This is a genomic window from Pseudomonas weihenstephanensis (assembly GCF_001043055.1).
GTDB lineage: Bacteria > Pseudomonadota > Gammaproteobacteria > Pseudomonadales > Pseudomonadaceae > Aquipseudomonas > Aquipseudomonas weihenstephanensis.
The window spans coordinates 421134-442276 of the sequence record NZ_JYLF01000003.1 but is presented as its reverse complement, the minus strand read 5'-3'; the positions used below and the strand labels follow the sequence as shown (position 1 = coordinate 442276).

General features: G+C 59.1%; 26 protein-coding genes. 19 read left to right on the top strand and 7 right to left on the bottom strand.

Annotated features, from left to right (window positions below; all coding sequences use genetic code 11):
• Nucleotides 1-27: 27 nt before the first annotated feature.
• Genes TU86_RS09635 through pilG form a run of 4 tightly spaced genes read right to left on the bottom strand, consistent with a single transcriptional unit; the run spans nucleotide 28 to nucleotide 3526 of the window.
• Nucleotides 28-2085 carry a methyl-accepting chemotaxis protein gene (locus TU86_RS09635; RefSeq protein ID WP_048364064.1) on the bottom strand — a complete coding sequence of 686 codons (2058 nt, stop codon included), beginning with the start codon at nucleotides 2083-2085 and terminating at the stop codon, nucleotides 28-30.
• A 53-nt stretch (nucleotides 2086-2138) separates the two neighbouring features.
• A complete protein-coding gene (locus TU86_RS09630) occupies nucleotides 2139-2678 on the bottom strand; it encodes a chemotaxis protein CheW (RefSeq protein WP_048364063.1) in 540 nt (179 codons plus the stop codon).
• Nucleotides 2671-3066 (bottom strand): twitching motility response regulator PilH, encoded by a 396-nt coding sequence (gene pilH, locus TU86_RS09625; RefSeq protein ID WP_048364062.1) that lies wholly within the window; start codon nucleotides 3064-3066, stop codon nucleotides 2671-2673. Before pilH ends, TU86_RS09630 begins: the two co-directional genes overlap by 8 nt.
• A gap of 52 nt (nucleotides 3067-3118) precedes the next feature.
• Nucleotides 3119-3526 (bottom strand): twitching motility response regulator PilG, encoded by a 408-nt coding sequence (gene pilG / locus TU86_RS09620; protein ID WP_048364061.1) that lies wholly within the window; start codon nucleotides 3524-3526, stop codon nucleotides 3119-3121.
• Between the two features lie 371 nt (nucleotides 3527-3897).
• Between pilG and gshB the strand changes: the two genes are divergently transcribed.
• From gshB to TU86_RS09585, 7 genes are all read left to right on the top strand, one after another.
• The gene (gene gshB / locus TU86_RS09615) at nucleotides 3898-4851 is read left to right on the top strand and encodes a glutathione synthase (protein WP_048364060.1); all 954 of its coding nucleotides are present in this window, start codon (nucleotides 3898-3900) and stop codon (nucleotides 4849-4851) included.
• A gap of 76 nt (nucleotides 4852-4927) precedes the next feature.
• On the top strand, nucleotides 4928-5827 hold the full coding sequence (locus TU86_RS09610; protein ID WP_048364059.1) for an energy transducer TonB: 900 nt from the start codon (nucleotides 4928-4930) through the stop codon (nucleotides 5825-5827).
• Nucleotides 5828-5890: 63 nt separating this feature from the next.
• Nucleotides 5891-6463: a YqgE/AlgH family protein gene (locus TU86_RS09605; protein ID WP_048364058.1), complete on the top strand. Its 573-nt coding sequence runs from the start codon at nucleotides 5891-5893 to the stop codon at nucleotides 6461-6463.
• Nucleotides 6463-6903: a Holliday junction resolvase RuvX gene (ruvX, locus tag TU86_RS09600; protein ID WP_048364057.1), complete on the top strand. Its 441-nt coding sequence runs from the start codon at nucleotides 6463-6465 to the stop codon at nucleotides 6901-6903. Before TU86_RS09605 ends, ruvX begins: the two co-directional genes overlap by 1 nt.
• A gap of 82 nt (nucleotides 6904-6985) precedes the next feature.
• Nucleotides 6986-7504: a bifunctional pyr operon transcriptional regulator/uracil phosphoribosyltransferase PyrR gene (gene pyrR, locus TU86_RS09595; RefSeq protein ID WP_048364056.1), complete on the top strand. Its 519-nt coding sequence runs from the start codon at nucleotides 6986-6988 to the stop codon at nucleotides 7502-7504.
• Between the two features lie 12 nt (nucleotides 7505-7516).
• Nucleotides 7517-8521 (top strand): aspartate carbamoyltransferase catalytic subunit, encoded by a 1005-nt coding sequence (locus TU86_RS09590; RefSeq protein ID WP_048364055.1) that lies wholly within the window; start codon nucleotides 7517-7519, stop codon nucleotides 8519-8521.
• A complete protein-coding gene (locus tag TU86_RS09585; RefSeq protein ID WP_048364054.1) occupies nucleotides 8518-9789 on the top strand; it encodes a dihydroorotase in 1272 nt (423 codons plus the stop codon). The genes TU86_RS09590 and TU86_RS09585 overlap by 4 nt, the downstream gene beginning before the upstream one ends.
• A gap of 56 nt (nucleotides 9790-9845) precedes the next feature.
• On the opposite strand, the gene TU86_RS09580 is transcribed toward TU86_RS09585, so the two are convergent.
• Nucleotides 9846-10262: an NINE protein gene (locus tag TU86_RS09580; RefSeq protein WP_048364053.1), complete on the bottom strand. Its 417-nt coding sequence runs from the start codon at nucleotides 10260-10262 to the stop codon at nucleotides 9846-9848.
• A 252-nt stretch (nucleotides 10263-10514) separates the two neighbouring features.
• On the opposite strand from TU86_RS09580, the gene TU86_RS09575 reads away from it, so the two are divergent.
• The gene (locus TU86_RS09575) at nucleotides 10515-11162 is read left to right on the top strand and encodes a C40 family peptidase (protein ID WP_048364052.1); all 648 of its coding nucleotides are present in this window, start codon (nucleotides 10515-10517) and stop codon (nucleotides 11160-11162) included.
• A gap of 35 nt (nucleotides 11163-11197) precedes the next feature.
• On the opposite strand, the gene TU86_RS09570 is transcribed toward TU86_RS09575, so the two are convergent.
• On the bottom strand, nucleotides 11198-12190 hold the full coding sequence (locus tag TU86_RS09570) for a type IV pilus twitching motility protein PilT (protein ID WP_048364051.1): 993 nt from the start codon (nucleotides 12188-12190) through the stop codon (nucleotides 11198-11200).
• A gap of 57 nt (nucleotides 12191-12247) precedes the next feature.
• On the opposite strand from TU86_RS09570, the gene TU86_RS09565 reads away from it, so the two are divergent.
• From TU86_RS09565 to TU86_RS09515, 11 genes are all read left to right on the top strand, one after another.
• Nucleotides 12248-12934, top strand: coding sequence for a YggS family pyridoxal phosphate-dependent enzyme (locus TU86_RS09565; protein WP_048364050.1), 687 nt, complete (start codon nucleotides 12248-12250; stop codon nucleotides 12932-12934).
• A gap of 33 nt (nucleotides 12935-12967) precedes the next feature.
• Complete coding sequence (gene proC, locus TU86_RS09560) at nucleotides 12968-13786, top strand: pyrroline-5-carboxylate reductase (protein ID WP_048364049.1); 819 nt, start codon at nucleotides 12968-12970, stop codon at nucleotides 13784-13786.
• 11 nt (nucleotides 13787-13797) lie between these two features.
• On the top strand, nucleotides 13798-14385 hold the full coding sequence (locus TU86_RS09555) for a YggT family protein (RefSeq protein ID WP_048364048.1): 588 nt from the start codon (nucleotides 13798-13800) through the stop codon (nucleotides 14383-14385).
• On the top strand, nucleotides 14385-14675 hold the full coding sequence (locus tag TU86_RS09550) for a DUF167 domain-containing protein (protein ID WP_048364047.1): 291 nt from the start codon (nucleotides 14385-14387) through the stop codon (nucleotides 14673-14675). The genes TU86_RS09555 and TU86_RS09550 overlap by 1 nt, the downstream gene beginning before the upstream one ends.
• Nucleotides 14676-14860: 185 nt before the next feature.
• Entirely contained in the window at nucleotides 14861-16000 is a 1140-nt protein-coding gene (gene metX / locus TU86_RS09545; protein WP_048364046.1) for a homoserine O-succinyltransferase MetX, read from the top strand.
• A gap of 7 nt (nucleotides 16001-16007) precedes the next feature.
• Nucleotides 16008-16628: a methionine biosynthesis protein MetW gene (gene metW, locus TU86_RS09540; RefSeq protein ID WP_048364045.1), complete on the top strand. Its 621-nt coding sequence runs from the start codon at nucleotides 16008-16010 to the stop codon at nucleotides 16626-16628.
• Nucleotides 16629-16653: 25 nt separating this feature from the next.
• On the top strand, nucleotides 16654-17091 hold the full coding sequence (locus tag TU86_RS09535; protein WP_048364044.1) for a DUF4426 domain-containing protein: 438 nt from the start codon (nucleotides 16654-16656) through the stop codon (nucleotides 17089-17091).
• Nucleotides 17088-17684, top strand: coding sequence for an RdgB/HAM1 family non-canonical purine NTP pyrophosphatase (gene rdgB / locus TU86_RS09530; protein WP_048364043.1), 597 nt, complete (start codon nucleotides 17088-17090; stop codon nucleotides 17682-17684). The genes TU86_RS09535 and rdgB overlap by 4 nt, the downstream gene beginning before the upstream one ends.
• On the top strand, nucleotides 17681-18895 hold the full coding sequence (hemW, locus tag TU86_RS09525; RefSeq protein ID WP_048364042.1) for a radical SAM family heme chaperone HemW: 1215 nt from the start codon (nucleotides 17681-17683) through the stop codon (nucleotides 18893-18895). The genes rdgB and hemW overlap by 4 nt, the downstream gene beginning before the upstream one ends.
• A 9-nt stretch (nucleotides 18896-18904) precedes the next feature.
• The gene (locus TU86_RS09520; protein ID WP_048364041.1) at nucleotides 18905-19228 is read left to right on the top strand and encodes a DUF3392 domain-containing protein; all 324 of its coding nucleotides are present in this window, start codon (nucleotides 18905-18907) and stop codon (nucleotides 19226-19228) included.
• 154 nt (nucleotides 19229-19382) lie between these two features.
• Nucleotides 19383-20354, top strand: coding sequence for an acyltransferase family protein (locus tag TU86_RS09515; protein ID WP_048364040.1), 972 nt, complete (start codon nucleotides 19383-19385; stop codon nucleotides 20352-20354).
• Between the two features lie 65 nt (nucleotides 20355-20419).
• On the opposite strand, the gene trmB is transcribed toward TU86_RS09515, so the two are convergent.
• Nucleotides 20420-21142, bottom strand: coding sequence for a tRNA (guanosine(46)-N7)-methyltransferase TrmB (gene trmB, locus TU86_RS09510; RefSeq protein ID WP_048364039.1), 723 nt, complete (start codon nucleotides 21140-21142; stop codon nucleotides 20420-20422).
• Nucleotide 21143: the final 1 nt, after the last annotated feature.

The following is a 21143-nucleotide window of genomic DNA, read 5'->3' as shown; positions in this document are numbered from 1 at the left end:
AACGACTCCCCTCAAACGTACGCCGCACTAGTGAGGCCCTGGTGTTTTTTGCGTGTCCGGCAAGGTAAAACCGGACACCGAGCGCCGCAGTTGGCTGGCCATTTTGGCCAGGTTGCCAATGCTGTCGGCGGTAGCGGTTGACCCGGATGAAGTTTGGCTGGTGATTTGCTGAATGACGCTCATGGTCAAGGAAATCTGACCCGCCGAGGTGGTTTGCTGCTGCGCGGCATTGGAGATGCTTTGAATCAGCTCGGCCAGGTTTTGCGACACGCCTTCGATCTCTTCCAGCGCCACGCCCGCGTCTTGCGCCAAACGGGCGCCGCGCACCACCTCAGTGGTGGTTTGCTCCATTGAGATCACGGCCTCATTGGTGTCGGCCTGAATGGCCCGCACCAGTGTTTCGATCTGACGCGTGGCCGCCGACGAACGCTCGGCCAAACGTTGTACCTCGTCCGCCACCACGGCAAAGCCACGCCCCGCATCGCCAGCCATAGAGGCCTGAATCGCGGCGTTCAAGGCAAGAATATTGGTTTGATCCGCAATGTCATCAATCAGGCTGACGATGTCGCCGATTTCCTGAGACGACTCGCCCAAGCGTTTGATGCGCTTGGCGGTGTCCTGAATTTGATCGCGGATGTTGTCCATGCCGTGAATGGTGTTATGCACCACTTCGTTGCCTTTGTTGGCAATCGCCACCGAGCGCTCAGCCACCGCAGAGGACTCGGACGCGTTGGCCGACACTTCATCAATCGATTGGGCCATCTGCGCAATGGCGCCCGACGCTTCGGCGATCTGTTGCGCCTGATGCTCGGAAGCCTCGGCCAGCTGCATCGCAGTGGCTTGCGTGTCTTGCACGGCCGCAGCCACTTGCCCGGCTGTCAAGTTGATGGTGGCCACCAGATCGCGCAATTGATCGACCGAGTAATTGATCGAGTCGGCAATGGTGCCGGTGAAGTCTTCGGTCACAGAAGCGGTGACGGTCAGGTCGCCGTCGGCCAAATCGGCAATTTCATCCAGCAGACGCATGATGGCGTTTTGGTTACGGTCATTCTTCTCAGCGGTTTCATGCAGTTGGCGATTGGTTTCACGCACCATCACCAGCCCGATCAGGATGATGGAACCCAGCGCCAGCAGGCCCAACACATAGCCACCGATAATATCCAGCGAGCGACCGCTGGCCAGGTTTTCAAAACCGTTGGCCAACATTGACGCTTCATCGAGCAGGGTTTGCGACAGGCTGAAAATGTGGCTCGCGGCCTCACGCACCTGGAACAGCTGTGGTGAGGTTTCGAGGATTTCATCCACCGAGCCGGAGACAAACTGGAACAGCTCCGAGATCTCCAGCAGGCGGGCGCGGGCATCTTTGTCTTCGACCTGTGAAATGCGCAGCCCCGCATTGCCTTCGAGCATGCCGTTAAGCACCTGGCCAAAACGGTTGGCGTCGCGGCCAAACGCATCGGCGGCTTGCGCGGCGGTTTCATCACCGGCCAGCACCGTGTTGACCGCACCCAAAATACGCTCAGCCAGCAATGACTGGCGCTGGGCCAACGCCACCTGACTGGCGGGAGCGCCACGCTGCAACAGAATCTCGACCACTTTTTCGTATTCGACCTGCAACTGCGGCACGGTCTCGGCCAGCGTCGCGGCCACCTGGTGCAGCGACAGCACCGTTTGCTCACTGGCCAAAATGGCGTTGGTATTGCTCAACAACTGTTCCCAGTCGCGTTGAACGGCCTGCATTTCTTTGTGCACGGCGGGCGGTGCGGCAGGAAGGCCGGTGACAGGGTCGCCTTTTTTCAGGTAGCCCCAACGCTGGCTGAAGTCGTTACGTGCATCGCTCAGCAGACGGAAAGCCGCAGCCTTACCGGCCGCCGCTTCGGTGGCATTTTTGGCGATACGTTGGGACAGCACCCGCAATTCACCCGCGTGGCTGATGTATTGCTTGTCGTAGTTGGACTGGGTATTGAGGTAAGCAAAATTGGCGAACAACAGCATGATGAACACGATCAGGGCGATAAAAAGCACGATGATCTGCGAACGACTGCGCGACCCTTCCATTGGTTTAACGGTTTTTGCTGTGGTCATCGATCAGGCCCTGAGGTGCTGTTTTAACGCTTGACGTGACAGACGCTGCCCACTCACACAGCGACCGCCCAAAATTCAGGCGACTGGGCCAGCGCAAACGGGCTAAAGACCCACCATTCATGCTCGCCAGCGAAGCGCCCTTGCACATAGGGAACGAATGGCAGGCCGGGGGACGCGGGTTCACAGGCGTTTAAATCGCTCTGGGCAAAATGCTGCATACCCAGCACTTCATCGACCTGAAGGCCCACAAAGATGTCTTCGAACTCCAGCACCAGTACCCGGCGCTGTTTGCGCAAAGGCGATAATTCAACGCCGAAAAAACCGCACAGATCCATGATCGGCAGTAATTGCCCCCGCAGATTAGCCACTCCCCTGACCCAAGACTTGACGCCCGGCAACAAGGTAAACCGCGGTTCATGGAGGATTTCGGCAATTTCACCCATCGGCGCCACGAAACACTGTTCGCCGATGCGAAAACCGATGCCGCTCCAGGCCTGGGCCTTGACTGGCTCCGCCACCAGGCCGGCGGCCAGTGAACGACAGCGCTGGTCGATCTCAAGCAGCAGCTCGAAGGCAGTCTGTGAGTCAGGCATGGGGCGGGCGCGGTGAAGCAGGCTTTGTTGCCAATGCGTTTTTAAGCGCCTGGATCAGTAGTGCTTCATCGACGGGCTTGGTGATGTAATCCACTGCTCCCTGGCGTTTGGCCCAGAGCACATCGGTCTCCTGTTCCTTGGTGGTGACCACGATCACAGGGATGGCGCTGGTTTCAGGGTCTTTCGTCAACTGGCGCGTCGCCTGAAAACCATTAAGCCCCTGCATCACGATGTCCATCAGCACGGCATCGGGTTTTTCCTGACGCGCCAGTGCGACGCCATCTGCGCCGTTGACCGCCTGGAGCACTTCATGACCGCGCTTTTTCAACATTTCAGTCAATTTGAACATTTCAGTCGGCGAATCATCGACGATCAGAATGCGAGCCATGGTGTTCCCCATCTATAAGGTAATTGGCCTGCGGGCCGGGCATCATTGAGCGTTATTGAGCGTTTTGCACAAATGTGAACCCTGGCACATGGGCCTTGATCGCACTCAGCAGTTCATCCCGGCTAAAGGGTTTGGTCAAAAATTGATCAGAACCCACAATCCGTCCCTTAGCCTTGTCAAACAGACCGTCTTTGGATGAGAGCATAATCACCGGCGTCGACTTGAACGATCGGTGGCTTTTGATCAGCGCACAGGTTTGATAGCCATCAAGGCGCGGCATCATGATGTCGACAAAGATGATGTGCGGATGATGATCGACAATCTTGGCCAATGCATCGAAGCCATCGAGCGCGGTAATCACTTCGCAGCCTACGTTTTTCAGCAGCGTTTCGGCGGTGCGGCGAATGGTTTTTGAATCATCAATCACCATCACCTTCAAGGTGCTGGAATGCGTGTCCATATGTGCTCTACCATCGCCACGGCGACCCGTTTTGTTACAACTTTGCCAAATTTCAGCTCAAATCCTTAATGGACAAGGGCTGCAAGTGCTGTGCGAGCCTTTTTAGCACAGTCTCTACATGCAATCTATCGGACGGGCCGCGCCATGCCGGACGAGGCGGTTTTTCCTTGACCGAGACCCCACTCAGCGCCACTCTGGCGCCACTTTTTGATGACCTGCTTATCGTGCAGGCGCTGACGAGGTAGCAAGCGGGCGCAACAGGATGAGTGCGGTGTCGCTCACGCATGGGGTTGCCTGGTTTTGCGACGACCTTGTTATCGATCGGCAGGGCCTACAGTTGATATTTGCCTACTACTTTTGAGGAATTTGCCATGAGCGTTCGAGTCGGGATTGTCATGGACCCCATTGCGAGCATCTCCTATAAAAAGGACAGCTCGCTGGCCATGTTGCTGGCAGCGCAGGACCGCGGCTGGACCTTGTTCTACATGGAACAGCAAGACCTGTACCTGACTGAAGGCAAGGCGCGGGCGCGCATGAAGCCGCTCACCGTGTTCGCCAACCCTGAAAAATGGTTTGAGCTAGACGCCGAGACAGACACAGCCCTGAGCGATCTGGATGTGATCCTGATGCGTAAAGACCCGCCGTTCGACATGGAGTTTGTGTACACCACCTACTTGCTCGAACAAGCCGAGCGCGACGGAGTGCTGATCGTCAACAAACCGCAGAGCCTGCGCGACTGCAACGAAAAACTGTTCGCCACTCAATTCACCCAGTGCACCCCGCCGACCGTGGTCAGCCGCCGGGCGGATGTGTTGCGCGAATTTGCAGCGCTGCACGGCGATGTGATCCTCAAGCCGCTGGACGGCATGGGCGGCACGTCGATTTTCCGTCACCGCGCGGGTGATCCGAACCTGTCAGTGATTCTCGAAACCCTGACCGCCAACGGCACGCAGCAAATCATGGCGCAAGGTTACTTGCCAGCGATCAAGGACGGCGACAAACGTATCCTGATGATCGACGGCGAACCCGTGCCCTATTGCCTGGCGCGTATCCCGGCGCACGGCGAAACCCGTGGCAACCTGGCCGCTGGTGGCCGTGGTGAAGCGCGCCCATTGAGCGAAAAAGACCGTTGGATTGCTGAGCAAGTTGGACCCACATTGCGTGAAAAGGGCTTGTTGTTTGTAGGCCTGGACGTGATCGGTGAACACCTGACTGAGATCAACGTCACCAGCCCGACCTGCATCCGCGAGATTGATAACGCCTTTGGCACCCGCATCGGCGACCTGCTGATGGACGCCATCGAACGCAAGCTGGCGGCGCGCTGATCGCTAACCGCCTGAAACAGACCAACATTGCGCTATCATGCGCAGCCTGTGAAACCCGCGATGTTGGTCTTTTGCCATGAAACTCCCCAGCGACCTGCCCCCCGAACTGAGCCACAGCGGCGTACGCGCGGCTGATCGCCTGGGTTTTACTCTATTCGTCGCGGCCCTGATTCACCTCGCGGTGATCCTGGGTGTCGGGTTCAGCATGAGCGAGCCCAAGCAAATCAGCAAAACCCTTGAAATCACGCTGTCGACCTTCAAAAGCGCAACCGCGCCCAAGAAAGCGGATTTTCTGGCGCAGGACAATCAGGAAGGCAGCGGCACGCTGGACAAGAAAGCCGTGCCCACCACCACCCAGGTGGCACCGTTCCAGGACACCGAAGTCAAAAAAGTCACGCCGCCGCCCGCCGCCAAACCTGAACAGACCCAGGCGGCCCCCAAAGCAGCCGTGACCACCGTGGCGCCAAAACTCAAAAAAGCCACGAGCGAACCGCAGAAGGTCAAAACCGAAGCGGCGCCCAAGGCCAGCATTCCAACGTTTGACAGCTCCCAACTGTCGAGCGAGATTTCCAGCCTCGAAGCCGAACTGGCCAACGAGCAACAACAGTACGCCAAACGCCCAAAAATCTACCGCATGAGCGCGGCCTCGACCATGCGCGACAAAGGTGCCTGGTACAAAGAAGACTGGCGCAAAAAGATCGAACGCATCGGCAACCTCAACTACCCCGAGCAAGCGCGCCGCGAAAAAATCTACGGGAGGTTGCGGTTGCTGGTGTCGATCAACCGCGACGGCTCGCTGCATGAAGTGCTGGTGCTTGAATCTTCGGGCCAGCCATTGCTGGATCAAGCCGCGCAGCGCATCGTGCGGCTGGCCGCGCCGTTTGCCCCCTTCAGCGGCGACCTGGCCGACATCGACCGCCTGGAAATCATCCGCACCTGGAAATTCGCCCAGGGTGATCGGTTGTCCAGTCATTAACCCAAACGCGTAGCCGCTGCCGCCAACTTGTCAGTTTCGCTTGCCAGCGCCACACTAAGGCTCATGAAAACCCACGCCCCGACCTACCTCAAGCATCAATTGCTGATCGCCATGCCGCATATGGCCGACCCCCATTTTGCTCATACCTTGACCTACATCGTCGAGCATACGGCCAATGGTGCGATGGGCCTGACCATCAACCGGCCGTTGGATCTGAGCCTGGGGGATATCCTTGAGCAGTTGCGGCCCGACCGTAAAATGTCTGAACTGTGCAAGCACGTACCGATTTATGCCGGCGGCCCGATCATGACCGACCGCGGTTTTGTCCTGCACCCCGCCAGCATGAATTTCGATGCCACGGTTGAACTTGAAGACGGACTGGCCCTGAGCACGTCGCTGGATGTGCTGGACAGCATCGCTGACGGCAACGGCCCGCAGCGCAGCCTGATCTGCCTGGGCTATGCCGGGTGGGACGCGGGCCAACTGGAAGCCGAACTGGCCGACAACGCGTGGCTGACCTGCCCATACTCAGCCGATATTTTGTTTCAAACCTCTAGCGAGTTGCGCCTTGACGCCGCCGCCAATCACCTGGGAGTGAACCTCAACTTGTTAAGCACTCAAGCAGGTCACGCCTGATGGCCAGCCTTCGTTTACTGCTGGGTTTTGACTACGGCACCCGCTCGATCGGCGTCGCCGTCGGCCAGATGATCACTGGCCAAGCCCGCGAGCTGTGTAATTTGAAAGCCGAGAACGGCAAACCGAAGTGGGAAGACATCGAAAAGCTCATCAAAGAATGGCAACCCGACGCCCTGGTGGTCGGCATGCCCCTGCACATGGACGGCACCCCGAGCGAGTTCTGCGCAAGGGCGCAAAAATTTGCCAACCGCCTCAATGGCCGGTTCAATCTGCCTGTGTTCACCCACGACGAGCGCCTGACCACCTTTGAAGCCAAAGGCGAACGCAAGGCTCAGGGCGGCCAGCGTGGCAGTTATCGCGACAACCCGGTGGATGCCATCGCCGCCAAACTGGTCTTGCAAGGCTGGCTCGACGACAACCCGGCTCAACCTCAAGCCTGACATTGCGCTCAATTGTTTGACGCACCTCATTGTTTGCGCCCGTCGCAGCACGCATCCTGCGCGGGCCTTTTAAGGAGCCACCATGATCCTGCCTGTTCCCGCTGAACTGATCTCTCAGATGGCGCTTGATCTCAAGGCCCATCTGGCCCGTCGTAACATCACTGAGCCGCGCTACATCGGCATTCGCACCGGTGGCATCTGGGTGGCCCAGGCACTGTTGCGCGCAATGAACAGTGAGGCCCCGCTGGGCACCCTGGACGTATCGTTCTACCGCGACGACTTCAGCCAAAATGGCCTGCACCCGCAAGTGCGCCCCTCGGAGCTGCCGTTCGAGATCGAAGGCCAGCACCTGGTGCTGATCGACGACGTGCTGATGAGCGGTCGTACCATTCGCGCCGCGCTCAACGAATTGTTCGACTATGGTCGTCCGGCCAGCGTAACGCTGGTCAGCCTGCTCGACCTGGACGCCGCCGAGCTGCCGATCCGGCCCAACGTGGTGGGGGCGACCTTGGCCCTCGAGCCGACCCAACGGGTGAAATTATCCGGCCCTGCGCCACTGACACTTGAACTTCAAGACTTATCTCAAGATCCAGCCCTTTAAGAGACCACTGCGATGACGCCTACCGACGCCAAGCGCCCGCTGCAGCTCAATGATCAGGGCCAGCTGCGCCACTTCCTGTCGCTCGACGGCCTGCCCCGCGAGTTGCTGACAGAGATCCTCGACACTGCCGACTCGTTCCTTGAAGTCGGCGCCCGGGCAGTGAAAAAAGTCCCGTTGCTGCGCGGCAAGACCGTCTGCAACGTGTTCTTCGAAAACTCCACCCGCACCCGCACCACATTCGAAATGGCGGCCCAGCGCCTGTCTGCGGACGTGATCACCCTTAACGTGTCCACGTCCTCGGCGAGCAAGGGCGAAACCCTGCTCGACACCCTGCGCAACCTTGAAGCCATGGCCGCCGACATGTTCGTGGTACGCCACGGCGACTCCGGCGCCGCGCACTTCATTGCCGAGCACGTGTGTCCGCAGGTGGCGATCATCAATGGCGGCGACGGCCGTCACGCGCACCCCACGCAGGGCATGCTCGACATGTTGACCATTCGTCGACACAAAGGCGGGTTTGAAAACCTGTCGGTAGCTATCGTCGGCGACATTCTGCACTCGCGGGTGGCGCGCTCGAACATGATCGCGCTCAAGACCCTGGGCTGTCAGGACATCCGCGTGATTGCACCCAAAACCCTGCTGCCCATCGGCATCGAGCAATACGGGGTCAAGGTCTACACCGACATGACCGAGGGCCTCAAAGACGTCGACGTGGTGATCATGTTGCGCCTGCAACGCGAACGCATGTCCGGCGGTCTGCTGCCGAGCGAAGGCGAGTTCTACCGCCTGTTCGGCCTGACCACCGCCCGTCTGGCCGGTGCCAAACCTGATTGCATCGTGATGCACCCCGGCCCGATCAACCGGGGCGTGGAGATTGAGTCTGCCGTGGCCGATGGCCCGCACTCGGTCATTCTCAACCAAGTGACTTACGGCATCGCCGTGCGCATGGCGGTGCTGTCCATGACCATGAGCGGGCAAACGGCCCAGCGCCAATACGAACAGGAGAACGCCCAGTGAAGCTCAGCATTCTCGGCGCCCGCGTGATTGATCCCGCCAGCCAGCTGGACACCGTCACCGACTTGCATCTGGAAGCCGGCAAAATTATTGCCATCGGCGCAGCCCCGGCCGGTTTTACCCCAACCCAAACCCTGGACGCCAAAGGCCTCGTTGCCGCGCCGGGGCTGGTTGACTTGAACGTCGCTCTGCGCGAGCCGGGCTACAGCCGCAAAGGCACCATCGCCAGTGAAACCCGCGCCGCAGCGGCCGGTGGTGTGACCAGCCTGTGTTGCCCGCCGCACACAAAACCGGTGCTCGATACCTCGGCCGTGGCCGAGCTGATCCTTGACCGCGCACGCGAAGCCGGCAACTGCAAAGTGTTCCCCATCGGTGCGCTGAGCAAAGGGCTGGATGGCGAGCAACTGGCTGAGCTGATCGCCTTGCGTGATGCCGGGTGTGTCGCGTTCGGCAACGGTCTGAACAGCTTCACCAATACCCGCACCCTGTGCCGGGCACTGGAATACGCGGCCACTTTCGACCTGACAGTGATTTTCCACTCGCAGGACCGTGACCTGGCAGAAGGCGGTATCGCCCACGATGGCGCGATGGCAGCGTTCCGGGGCTTGCCGGGCATCCCTGAAACCGCCGAGACCGTGGCCCTGGCCCGCGACCTGTTGCTGGTCGAGCAAAGCGGTGCGCGCGCGCACTTCAGCCAGTTGACCAGTGCCCGCGGCGTGGCCCTGATCGCTCAGGCACAGGCACGCGGCCTGAAAGTCACGGCGGATGTGGCGCTGTATCAATTGATACTGACCGATGAAGCGCTGGTGGATTTTTCCAGCGTGTACCACGTCCAACCGCCCCTGCGCACCCGCGCTGACCGTGACGGCCTTCGTGAGGCGGTGAAATCAGGGGTGGTGCAAGCCATTTCCAGCCATCACCAGCCCCACGAGCGCGATGCCAAACTGGCCCCGTTCGGCGCCACTGAGCCGGGCATGAGCAGCGTAGAGCTCCTATTGCCTTTAGCGATGACGTTGGTAGAAGACGGCTTGCTCGACTTGCCGACCCTGTTGGCCCGCCTGAGCACAGGCCCGGCAGACGCCTTACGCCTGCCAGCGGGGCGCTTGGCGGTGGGTTCAGCGGCAGATCTGGTGCTGTTTGATCCAACGGCCTCAACGGTGGCCGGTGAGACGTGGCACTCAAAAGGCGACAATTGCCCGTTCCTTGGCCACTGCCTGCCGGGTGCCGTGCGTTACACGCTGGTGGATGGGCGGATCAGCTACGAAGGCTGAAGCGCTGCGCTCACCCCAACCCTCTCCCTGCGGGAGAGGGTCGGAGGCTGTGGCGCTTAACGACGCTCTGCGTTCTTGATTGATATCTGGGTATTGAGCGTCCAGAAGTCATACAGAATGCCGACCAGGAACAAACCACCGGTAAACAGGTAAATGATCCCGGTGATCCACTTGCCCATGTACATGCGGTGCACACCGAACACGCCCAGGAACGTCAGCAGAATCCACGCCACGCTGTAGTCGGTATCACCCGATGTAAAGCGCAGGTCCGCTTCGCGGTCCATGCTCGGGATCAAGAACAAGTCGATCAGCCAGCCGATGCCCAGCAAGCCCAGCGTAAAGAACCAGATCGTCCCGGTCACCGGCTTGCCGTAATAGAAGCGATGCGCTCCCAAAAAGCCAAAAATCCACAGCAAGTAACCCAGCACTTTGCTGTGGGTATCGCGTTGTAGATCGTCTCGATAGCCGCTCATTGATGCCCCCTTAGGTGTCGATAGAAAAAAATTGTGAAGTTTTTTGTGACTTTTTTACTGTCGCGCAAAAGGTAAAAGTGTCTTACAAGATTTGGCGCAAACCCTTGTACTGCCTGACCTGCGCTCCAACCATGTGACAATTTGCCACCCCGCTTGCGGTTTTTGACCTCCAGGTCCAAGCGACAAACGGCCTGAGAAAGGACAAAAAAGCTGTTATAAAGTTGCGCGCTTACCTATATAGAGCCCTGCCGAATGCGTCCTTTATTCAAGACATGGCTAACCATTTGCCTATTAATGCCACTGGCCGCCCACGCCACCAATCGTGAGCAACATCTTCCTTCGGGCTTCACCGGTTACACCGCAAAATCATCTGCGAGTGCTCCGTTTGTCGCCTCTAACAGCAAAACCGTCACACGCCCGACCTCCAGTAAAGTTCATCGCAAAGCCCCAGGCAAAATTGCGACACCGGCACTGGTCGCGGCCAACAAGCAAAGCAGCAGTGTACTGAGCCGTGCCGTCAACGTGCTGGGTACGCCTTATCGTTGGGGCGGTAGCAGCCCAAGTAAAGGCTTTGATTGCAGCGGTCTGGTCAAATACGCGTTCAACGATGTGGCGGCCGTCAATTTGCCACGCAGCTCCAGCGCGATGGCCAGCGGTCATGGCCAGAAGGTTGATCGCAAGGACCTGAAGCCGGGCGACTTGCTGTTTTTCAACATCAAGAGCCGCAAGGTCAATCACGTTGCCATTTACCTGGGCAACGACCGGTTTATCCATGCACCCCGTCGCGGCAAGTCGGTCTCTATCGACACCTTGAAAAAACCTTACTGGCAGAGCCACTACGTGGTCGCCAAGCGCATTTTGCCTAAAGAGAAAACCACCCTGCGGGTTGCTCAGCGCTAAACATCCCATCACTGTAGGCGCGGGTACGCTCGCGTTTACAGGATGTCGCCCCTCTGCTTGAGCCGTGCCAGGCTCATTTCCAGGGTTTGCATCCCTACCGCCCCGCCGGTCTGGATTGCCGACACCATTTGCGCCACCTTGTTTTCCCGAATCAAATGCCTGATGGCTGGCGTGCCCAGCATGATTTCGTGCGCCGCCACGCGCCCGCCGCCCTGTCGCCTGACCAACGTTTGCGCAATCACCGCCCTCAGTGATTCGGACAGCATCGTGCGTACCACGGCTTTCTCTTCGCCAGGAAATACATCCACCATGCGGTCGATGGCTTTTGCCGCAGACGGTGTGTGCAACGTCGCAAAGACCAAGTGCCCGGTTTCAGCGGCGCTAAGCGCTAAGCGAATGCTGTCCAGGTCGCGCATTTCGCCCAGCATGATCACGTCCGGGTCTTCACGCAGCGCTGAACGTAGCGCGGCGCTAAAACTGCCTGTGTCGCGATGCACCTCGCGCTGGTTAATCAAGCACTGGCGCGGCGTGTGGATGAACTCAATCGGGTCTTCGATGGTGAGAATGTGCAGGGGGCGGGTACTGTTCAAGTGGTCAATCATGGCCGCCAAGGTGGTGGTTTTACCGGACCCCGTGGCGCCCGTAAGCAGTACCAACCCGTGCGGCGCATGACTCAGTTCGCTGAACACCCCGCTCAAGCCCAGCGACTCAAGGCTGGGCACCGTCGAGGCAATGCTGCGAAACACCGCTCCCGCGCCGCGCTGTTGCTCAAACGCATTCACCCGAAAGCGGCCCAAGCCCGCCACCGCGTATGAAAAATCAGCTTCGCGCTCGGCCTTGAACGCGACACGCTGTGGCTCGGTCATGACGCTGTGGATAAGCCCACGCACAGCGTCTGAGTCCAGCACGGGCCACTCGCCCCGCTGCATGTCGCCGTCGATACGCAGCATGGGCGCCACGCCCGCTGACAGGTGCAAGTCTGAAGCCCCGCGATTGACGCAAACGGCCAACAGGTCGGCGATGTCCATCCCCCCTCCCAATTCCAGTAGAATGCCGCAGACTTTCACCACGGCGGGCTTAATTGAATGTCCACGATAGCTGACAACATCGCTCAGGTTGAGGCGCGCATCCGTGCAGCGGCACTGGCTGTGCAACGTGATGTAACGAGCATTCACTTGCTGGCAGTCAGCAAGACCAAACCCGCTGGCGCACTGCGCGAAGCGTATGCCGCCGGGGTTCGCGACTTCGGCGAGAATTATCTGCAAGAAGCCCGCGCCAAACAGACTGAATTAGCTGACCTGCCCTTGTGTTGGCACTTCATCGGCCCCATTCAATCGAACAAGACGCGCGACATCGCTGAACATTTCGCGTGGGTGCACTCCGTGGACCGTCTGAAAATCGCCCAGCGCTTGTCCGAACAGCGCCCGGCTGAGCTGGCGCCGCTGAACATCTGCATTCAGGTCAACGTCAGTGGTGAGGCCAGTAAATCCGGCTGTACCCCGGCAGATTTGCCCGCGCTGGCTGCCGCGATCCATGCGTTGCCCCGTTTGAAGCTGCGCGGCTTGATGGCGATCCCGGAACCAACCGACGACCGCGCCGAACAGGATGCTGCCTTTGCGGCGGTACGCACGCTGCAAGAGAGCCTGAACCTGGGGCTAGACACGCTTTCGATGGGCATGAGCCACGACCTGGAGTCGGCCATTGCCCAAGGCGCCACATGGGTGCGGGTCGGTACTGCACTGTTTGGCGCCCGAGACTACAGCCAGGCCTGAGAAAGCCTGCCTCACTTTTGATAAGGATCTGTTATGAGCAAGACGCGTATTGCCTTTATCGGAGCCGGTAACATGGCTTCCAGCCTGATCGGCGGCCTGTTGGCCAAAGGTCTGGACGCTGCAAAGATCCGCGCCAGCGATCCCGGCGCCGACACTCGCGCCAAGGTCGCTGAACAGCACGGTATCGAGCTGTTCGCCGATAACGCGCAGGCCGTTCAAGACGCGGATGTGATCGTCATCGCCGTCAAGCCGCAGGCCATGAAAGCCGTGTGCCAGGACCTGCGCCCACACCTCAAGCCGCATCAACTGTTGGTGTCGATTGCCGCCGGCATTACCTGCGCCAGCCTGCTTGAATGGCTGGGCACTCAGCCACTGGTGCGCTGCATGCCCAATACGCCTGCCCTGTTGGGTAAAGGCGTGAGCGGTTTGTACGCCACTGCTCAGGTGACGCCAGCACAACGCCAGCAGGCCGACGAATTGTTGAGCGCTGTGGGCATCGTGGTCTGGGTCGAAACAGAAGCCCAGATCGACGCGGTAACCGCCGTATCGGGCAGCGGCCCGGCGTATTTCTTCCTCTTGATCGAAGCCATGACCGCCGCCGGCGTCAAACTTGGCTTGAGCCATGAGGTGGCTGAGCAACTGGCGGAGCAGACCGCACTGGGCGCTGCCCACATGGCCGTGAGCAGCGATGTGGACGCAAGCGAACTGCGCCGTCGCGTGACCTCGCCTGCGGGCACCACTGACGCTGCAATCAAATCATTCCAGGCCAGTGGTTTTGAAGCCATGGTCGAAAAAGCATTGAGTGCCGCCGCGCACCGCTCGGCCGAAATGGCCGAACAACTGGGTCAATAAAGGAGCAAATGATGTCAGGACTTAATGGCGCTGCCATTTTTGTAGTTCAAACCCTGGGCAGCCTGTATTTGCTGGTCGTGCTGCTGCGCTTCATCTTGCAGCTGGTTCGGGCCAACTTTTACAACCCGATCTGCCAGTTCACCGTCAAAGCGACGCAAACCCTGCTCAAACCGATGCGCCGCGTCATTCCAAGCGTGCTCGGCCTGGACATGTCCTCGCTGGTGCTGGCGATTCTGGTGCAGATGGTGGTGTTCGCCATTGTGCTGACCTTAAGCTACATCCCGTTCAACGTCCTCGGGCTATTGGTGTGGGCGATCATTGGGGTGACGGCACTGTTTCTCAAAGTGTTCTTCTTCGCCATGATCATCAGCGTGATTCTGTCGTGGGTGGCACCGGGTAGCACCAGCCCTGGCGCCGAGCTGGTCAACCAGATCACAGAACCTGCACTGGCACCGTTCCGCCGCTTCTTGCCGAGCATGGGCGGCCTGGATATTTCACCGATTCTGGCGTTCATGGTGATCCAGCTGATCCAGAGCTACGTGATTCCGCCCCTGGCGGTGTACGTCAACATGCCGCCTGAGCTGTTCGGCCTGATCTGATGAGCTATTTCCGCTGGGACGGTGACGACCTGATTCTCGACTGTCACTTGCAACCCAAGGCCAGCAGCGATGAGTTTGCTGGCCTGCACGGTGACCGCCTGAAAATCCGCCTCACCGCCCCACCGGTTGAAGGCAAAGCCAACGCCCACCTGGTGGCCTTCCTGGCCAAGGCGTTCGGCATTTCCAAGAGCCAAGTGAGCTTGATCAGCGGCGAACTCAATCGCCAAAAACGCGTGCGTTTGCATGGCCCTAAAAAGTTGCCAGACCTTCCAGGGCTTGCCAAACCTTGAGTCAGCCTCTGTAGTCGCTGCCGCAGGCTGCGATGGAGGCAGGCCGACCTCCAGCAGCGCATTTGCATGCAGCCTGCACCAGCGACTACGGGTTTGGGGCAGGTCATAAATCAGCCCCGCGCATTGCTTGCTGCTTGCTACCGCGCTCATTAGACTTACGCCTCATTTAAATGAGAGCAGGGTCGATGCCAACTGCCTTTCCCCCCGATTCCGTTGGTCTGGTTGTGCCACTCGTTGCACACTTCGGCGAACCGCTGGCTTTGGCCTGCGGGCGCTCACTGCCTGCCTATGACCTGATTTACGAAACCTATGGCCAGCTCAATGCCACGGCCAGTAACGCGGTGCTGATTTGCCACGCGCTGTCGGGGCATCATCATGCCGCCGGTTATCACAGCGTCGACGATCGCAAACCCGGCTGGTGGGACAGTTGCATCGGCCCCGGCAAGCCCATCGACACCCGTAAATTCTTCGTGGTCAGCCTCAACAACCTCGGTGGATGCAACGGCTCGACCGGCCCGAGCAGCATCGATCCGCAAACCGGCCGCCCCTTTGGCGCCTCGTTCCCGGTACTGACCGTTGAAGACTGGGTGCACAGCCAGGCACGCCTGGCGGATCGCCTGGGCATCACGCAATGGGCCGCCGTGATCGGTGGCAGCCTGGGCGGCATGCAAGCCTTGCAGTGGAGCATCAGCTACCCCGATCGCCTGCGCCATTGCCTGGCTATCGCCTCGGCACCCAAGTTGTCCGCGCAAAACATTGCGTTCAACGAAGTCGCGCGCCAAGCCATCCTCACCGACCCCGAGTTCCACGGCGGTTCGTTCCAGGAAAAAGGCCTGATCCCCAAACGCGGCCTGATGCTGGCACGCATGGTGGGCCACATCACTTACCTGTCGGATGACTCGATGGGCGAGAAATTCGGCCGCGGGCTTAAGAACGAAAACCTCAACTACGACTTCCACAGCGTCGAGTTTCAGGTCGAGAGCTACCTGCGTTATCAGGGCGAAGAGTTTTCCGGGCGCTTCGATGCCAACACCTATTTGTTGATGACCAAGGCCCTGGACTACTTCGACCCGGCGGCCAACTTCAACGATGATCTGGCCAAAACCTTTGCCGGGGCCAAGGCGCGCTTTTGCGTGATGTCGTTCACCACCGACTGGCGCTTCTCGCCCGCGCGTTCGCGCGAACTGGTGGATGCGCTGATGGCCGCGAAAAAAGACGTGTGTTATCTGGAAATCGATGCGCCGCAGGGCCATGACGCCTTCCTGATCCCGATCCCGCGCTACCTGCAAGCCTTCAGCAACTACATGAACCGAATAGACCTGTGAGAACGCCATGAGAGCCGACCTGGAAATCATCCAAGACTGGATCCCCGCCGGCAGCCGCGTGCTCGACCTCGGTTGTGGTGATGGCGAACTGCTGAGCTGGCTGCGCGACAACAAGCAAGTCACCGGCTACGGCCTTGAAAACGACCCGGACAACATTGCCGAGTGCGTGGCCAAAGGCATTAACGTTATCGAGCAAGACCTCGACAAAGGGCTGGGCAACTTTGCCAGCAACAGCTTTGACATCGTGGTCATGACCCAGGCGCTGCAAGCGGTGCATTACCCCGACCGGATCCTCGACGAAATGTTGCGCGTCGGCCGCCAATGCATCATCACCTTCCCCAACTTCGGCCACTGGCGCTGCCGCTGGTACCTGGCCAGCAAAGGCCGCATGCCGGTGTCCGAGTTTTTGCCGTACACCTGGTACAACACGCCCAACATTCACTTTTGCACCTTTGAAGACTTCGAGGCGCTGTGCCGTGAACGCGAAGCGCAGGTCATCAACCGTCTTGCCGTGGATCAACAACACCGGCATGGGTGGGCGAGTAAGTTATGGCCTAACCTGTTAGGCGAGATTGGCATTTATCGTGTCAGCAGTCCTGGCCTTCAGGATCACAAAGTCGCGGTTTAACAGGTTCGCTCAAAGGAGAAAGACCATGGGTCGTATTGGATTACTACTGCTTTCAATGTGTTTGGGCGCGAACGCGCTGGCCGCCGACCAAACAGGCGTCCAACGCCAGAAGACATTTGGCGATACCACGGTGTACTACAACGCCATCCCGTCTACTTTTCTGACGCCCGACATCGCCAACACGGTAGGAGTCATGCGCAGCAAACAGAATGCCGTGTTGAATATCACCGTGAACAAGGCGGGCAACAATATTGCCGCCAATGTGCAGGGCAGCGTAAAAACCGGGGATGAAAAAGCAACCCCGTTGAGTTTTCGTCAAGTCGGCAAAAACGGCGAAATCAACTATCTCGCTCAATTCCCGGTCAAAGGCCCGCAGACTTTCACCTTCAAAGTGGACGTAAAAGCTCCCGGAGCCACGTCTGAAACAATCGAATTTACTCAAATGGTCGCTCCAATCGAATGATGAACTTCACGCAACTGGTACTCGCAAGCCACAACGCGGGCAAACTCAAAGAACTTCAGGCCATGCTCGGCGAGTCGGTGCAGTTGCGCTCGATTGGAGAATTCAGCAGCGTCGAGCCGGATGAAACCGGCTTGTCGTTTGTTGAGAACGCGATTTTAAAAGCCCGTAACGCGGCGCGAATTTCGGGTTTGCCAGCCTTGGCTGACGACTCGGGGCTGGCCGTGGACTTTCTGGGTGGCGCACCGGGCATTTACTCGGCCCGCTACGCTGATGGCCAAGGCGATGCGGCGAACAACGCCAAACTGCTCGATGCCCTCAAAGACGTGCCCGACGCCGAGCGCGGCGCACAGTTTGTGTGCGTGCTGGCGTTGGTGCGCCACGCCGACGACCCTTTGCCAATCATCTGCGAAGGCTTGTGGCACGGGCGTATCCTGCCCGCCGCCAGTGGCCAACACGGCTTTGGCTACGACCCGTTGTTCTGGGTGCCTGAACGTAACTGCTCCAGCGCTGAACTCAGCCCGACAGAAAAAAACCAACTGAGCCACCGCGCTCGCGCCATGGTCTTGCTGCGCCAGCGTTTGGGCCTCAAATGACCCACGACACACCGCCACAGCCGCTCTATCTGGGTGCGGCTGGCTTTACCCAGCAGGCGCCACGCGCGCCGCTGAGCCCATTGCCTCCCTTGTCGCTGTACATCCATATCCCGTGGTGCGTGCGTAAATGCCCGTATTGCGACTTCAACTCCCACACCGCCAGCCCTGTGCTGCCCGAAGACGAATACGTCGACGCCCTGATCGCCGATCTGGACCAGGACCTGCACGCAGTGTATGGCCGTGAGCTGAGCTCGATCTTCTTTGGCGGCGGCACGCCGAGCCTGTTCAGTGCTGCCTCGCTGGGTCGCCTGCTCGCGGGGGTTGAAGCGCGCATTCCTTTTGCCAGCGACATTGAAATCACCCTGGAAGCCAACCCCGGCACGTTCGAGCAAGAAAAGTTCGTGGCGTACCGCAAATTGGGGATCAATCGCCTGTCGATCGGCATCCAGAGTTTTCAGCAAGAGAAACTCAAGGCGTTAGGCCGCATCCATAACGGCGACGAAGCCGTACGCGCCGCTGGCATGGCGCGTCAGGCCGGTTTTGACAACTTCAACCTGGACTTGATGCATGGCTTGCCCGATCAGTCGCTGGACGATGCCCTGAGCGATCTGCGCCAGGCCATCGCCCTGAAGCCGACCCACCTGTCGTGGTATCAACTGACGCTCGAACCCAACACCGTGTTCTGGAACCAGCCGCCCACGCTGCCGGAAGACGACACGTTGTGGGACATTCAAGAAGCCGGGCAAGCCCTGCTCGCCGAGCACGGCTACGCGCAATACGAAGTGTCCGCATACGCGTTGCCCAACCGCCCCGCGCGGCACAACCTCAACTACTGGAGCTTTGGCGACTTCATCGGCATTGGTGCCGGTGCCCACGGCAAGTTGAGCCATCCCGATGGTCGTATCGTACGCACATGGAAAACCCGTCTGCCAAAGGACTACCTCAATCCGGCCAAAAACTTCCAGGCCGGGGAGAAAACCCTGACTGCCGAAGAGCTACCGTTTGAGTTTCTAATGAACGCCTTGCGCCTGACGGACGGCGTAGATTCAGAGCTTTACCCGCAGCGCACCGGCCTGCCCCTCGAGAGCTTGAAAACAGGGCGAGAAGCCGCCGAACAAAGTGGCTTATTGCAGGTCGAACCGACACGCCTGGCGGCGACTGCCCGCGGCCAATTGTTTCTCAATGACCTGTTGCAGCACTTTTTGACCTAAGGAAATCGAATGGACTTGGTACTCGACCTGCTTGCCACAGTATCGCGCTGGAGCCGCAGCCATCTTTCAGACATCTCTCTGGCGTTGATTGGCTGTTTGCTGGTGTTGTTTGGGGCGGACTTCAAGGGCTGGGTCGAGCAGCGTCTGGGCAGCATCGCCGGCGCACTGCGCGTCCCCTTGATGGCCTTGCTGTGCCTGGTGGGCAGCGGCGCTGCATTAATCTACGCGACCCCCTGGGTGGAGCGCGGACTGAGCCAATTCAACAACTACAGTTTGGCGCCCGTATTGCTCGTGGTGCTGGTGCTGATTGGTGTAGTTGCAGACCGCCGTTAATTTCGCCTGTTACCTGTAGCAGCAGCCGAAGGCGGCGTTGAGCCAACGTATTCATTCCACTTGCTAAAACCGTGGCCTCAGCATTTTTGATCGCTGCGCCAGCGGCTACAAATTGTGGGCTACGCTTGGGTATCGCTTACTGTGAGCACCGCCCATGCCGAAGGTTTTGAATGGCAATCTCGATGCGCTAAAGGTGGTGCTGGCGATTTGTGTCGTCGCATTGCACTGCAAGGTCTTCGGCGGCAATGACACGGCCATCGGTTACATGCTGGGCAACGGGCTGTTTCGGGTCGCGGTGCCGGTTTTTTTCATCATCAACGGGTATTACCTGTTCCACACCCTCAGCGAAGGCCATTCCTTCAGCAAGTGGTTCAAGCGCGGGCTGTGGATGTACCTGTTCTGGATGCTGATTTACAGCCCGTTTTACGTCGATACGGCCACGCTGGGCAGTCTCAAAGGCGTGCTGGGCGTGGTGAAGTCTTTGCTGATCGGTTATTTCCACCTCTGGTATCTGGTGGGCATGCTCGGCGGCGGCTTGATTCTGTATGCCCTGCGAAACGCGCCAACCCAGCGGCTGATCACGTTAGCGCTGATCGCCTACCTGATCGGTCTGACGCTCCAATACATGCGCGTTTACTACGTGCTGCCCAACCCTTTCTTACAACACTTCAATCAAAACGATTACGCCGCGCGCAACTTCCTGTTTATGGGCTTCCCGTTCATGTGCCTGGGTTTCGTGTTTGCCAAGCATAAAATCACCCAGACCGTTACACGCCCTGCGGTGTGGATCTGGCTGGTATCCGGCACTGCGTTGATGCTGGCCGAATCGTACACAAACTACTCGCTGCGGGCCAATCCACAGCTGTACTTCGACTTTATGTTCTCGCTGCCCATCCTCACTCCTGCGCTGTTCATGCTGGCGTGTGTGTACTTCAGGGCGTCGACCAGCCACGTACCGGCCAAGGTGTCCTCGGCGGTGTACTACATTCATCCACTGTTTATTGTGAGCGCCCTGGCAGCGGGTATGGCCTACGGCAATCTGCTTGCACTGCTGGTCATCGGCCTGGCGCTGGTCGCGGCACCCTTGCTGATTGCGCTGAGTAAGCGTGTGAGGTTTGTTTTGTAGTGCAAGGCGACGGACGTCGCGCAAAGAAACCGGCCTCAGGGCTGAGGCCGGTCATTGAAAACGGCTTAGGCCAGTTTTTCGAACTTCAAGTCCCACACGCCATGCCCAAGACGTTCGCCACGACGCTCGAACTTGGTGATCGGGCGCTCGGCAGGACGTGGCACGCAGAGGCCGTCTTCAGCCAGGTTGCGATAACCCGGCGCCACGTTCATCACCTCCAGCATGTACTCGGCGTAAGGTTCCCAGTCAGTGGCCATGTGCAGTACACCGCCGACCTTGAGTTTGGAACGCACCAGTTCGGCAAACGACGCTTGTACGATGCGGCGCTTGTGGTGACGGCTCTTGTGCCACGGGTCCGGGAAGAACAACAGCAGACGATCAAGGCTGTTATCGGCCACGCAACGGGTCAGCACTTCGATGGCGTCACAGTCGTAGACGCGCAAGTTGGTCAGGCCCTGGGTCAACACGCCATTGAGCAGTGCGCCCACGCCCGGACGGTGAACCTCGACCCCAATGAAGTCTTGCTCAGGCGAAGCAGCAGCCATTTCCAGCAGGGAGTGACCCATGCCAAAGCCGATTTCCAGCGTGCGCGGCGCAGAACGACCGAACACTTGGTCGTAATCCACCGGCGCATCGGCCAACGGCAATACATACAGCGGCGTGCCTTGATCGAGGCCACGTTGCTGGCCTTCGGTCATGCGCCCGGCACGCATCACGAAGCTCTTGATGCGACGGTGCTGGCGATCTTCGCCTTCTTCCGGGGTTGGGGTATCGAGTGGTTCAGTCATC